Annotated in this window: 1 protein-coding gene; it reads left to right on the top strand. The window is 61.5% G+C overall.

All coding sequences use genetic code 11. The features are described 5' to 3' along the window. Window positions 1-806 precede the first annotated feature (806 nt). Window positions 807-1,352, top strand: a complete 546-nt coding sequence (locus tag ACFWPT_RS40885; protein WP_380488121.1) for an RICIN domain-containing protein — start codon at window positions 807-809, stop codon at window positions 1,350-1,352. The last annotated feature ends 311 nt before the right edge of the window (window positions 1,353-1,663 follow it).

Raw genomic sequence — 1,663 nt, 5'->3', positions numbered from 1 at the left:
GGCGGGTATTTCATCGGTGCAGCCATGGCAGAGGCTCCCTTCTCATGGCCCATCAGGCCATCTCCGGCGACCTTCCGCACCTCGGGGGAACCTCAAACAGCCGGCGTACCGACAGCTCGACGCCCGCGCGACACTCCGGTCCGCCGCAGTTCGCGGTCTTCTTCAGCGCTCGGTCCAGGCGTGGGGCCTTCGCGGGCGGCCGTGCGTCCGCTCCAGGCATGCAAGGGCCGAACGGCCGTCTGTAGGCGACGCTGCTGGAACTTCAGTATCAATAGGCACAGTAGTCGCATCAGTCGATTGTCTGGTTATGGACTACCCATTGCGCGGGAGTTTTCTTAGCCTGAAGACTCCCCATGGGGAACAAAAGAAAATGCAATGGAAGGGCGATGTATGGCCCGACTCCGTTCCCCTTGGCCGCTGCCGCCACTGGGCTCGCGCTCTCGTTCGTGATCGGGCAGGGCCTGCACGTGCCGACCGTCCAGTCAGCAAGAAAATCCACTGACGGATACTATTTCTTCAAGGGTCCGATTCGGCGACCACGCGGAATGGTATTGGAGCAGTTGGGGAGCGACGCCCGGAACTTCCACGTATATCGGCAAATTCGGCAACTGGATCTACTCTGGGGGCATGTCTGTGTGCGTCGGCGTGTCTACAAAAGGAGCTCATGTGGACTACCCCAACGAGGCGTGAATTCAGATGTACAGAATCCATGGAGCTATCGGCGGCCGATCGCCCCACCCGGAGAATAGGCCAAGAGTGCCGTTGCCCCGGACGGGGACAGTCAGCGAGCCCCATGCTGCGCCGAGGTGTCCGACACCGCCCTGAAAGTCTCAAGCGACATCACTGACGGGAGAATCATGGCTTCTCGAAGCAACGGAATCGGTCGAATCGCACGCGCCCTCGGCATGCTAGTCCCCATTCTCGCACTCATCGTTCTGAACTCGACGCCGGCCAGCGCCAATTCCACTGGCCGACTGCGGAACTGGGCCACTGGCCGCTGTGTCGACGACAGTTTGGGGGCCGGTCTGCGCCCCTTCGACTGTAACGGTCTGAACTACCAAGACTGGAGGTACACCAAGGTAGCCGGAATCTCCTACACCATCAGGAATGTGAACACCGGCCGATGCATATCAGAAAGCGGCGGGAACGTCTTTTCCACCGGTTGCGACGGAGGGTTTTCGCAGCAATGGCAGGCGTACAGCTGCTTCGAAAACGGTGTCAAAGGGCGTTGCTGGCAGAACCTCAACTCGGCGCGCTGCCTCGACGACAGTTTCGATTTCAACCTCCGCTCCTTCGACTGTAACAACCTTGTCTGGCAGAAATTTGACGACCCCGGCGGCGTCGGCGTGTGAGATGTGACGCAAGCTGCCAGCTCATCTGGTAGGCGAATGATGGCAAATAAGGGTTGCGGCGATGCCGCTGCTTCGGGCTGCCTACGAAGCGGTCGCGTCGTCGGGTGCCGCTGGTCGGGTCTCCCACGTGGACGGGAGACCCGGAAGCCTTGTGGCCCCCGCGGGACGTGACCCGGAGGAAGCAGAGGGCCGCCTCTTGGGCCGCTTCCCCGACACGGAGTCCTGGCACAAGCACGCCCCCGTGAGCGAGAAGGACTACATCGACTTCGACGTCGAGCTGGACGGGACGACCCGGCAGTGCAGCTACTTCG

Source organism: Kitasatospora sp. NPDC058478 (assembly GCF_042720345.1).
In the GTDB taxonomy this organism is placed as follows: domain Bacteria; phylum Actinomycetota; class Actinomycetes; order Streptomycetales; family Streptomycetaceae; genus Kitasatospora.
This window is presented reverse-complemented; position numbering and strand designations above follow the sequence as displayed.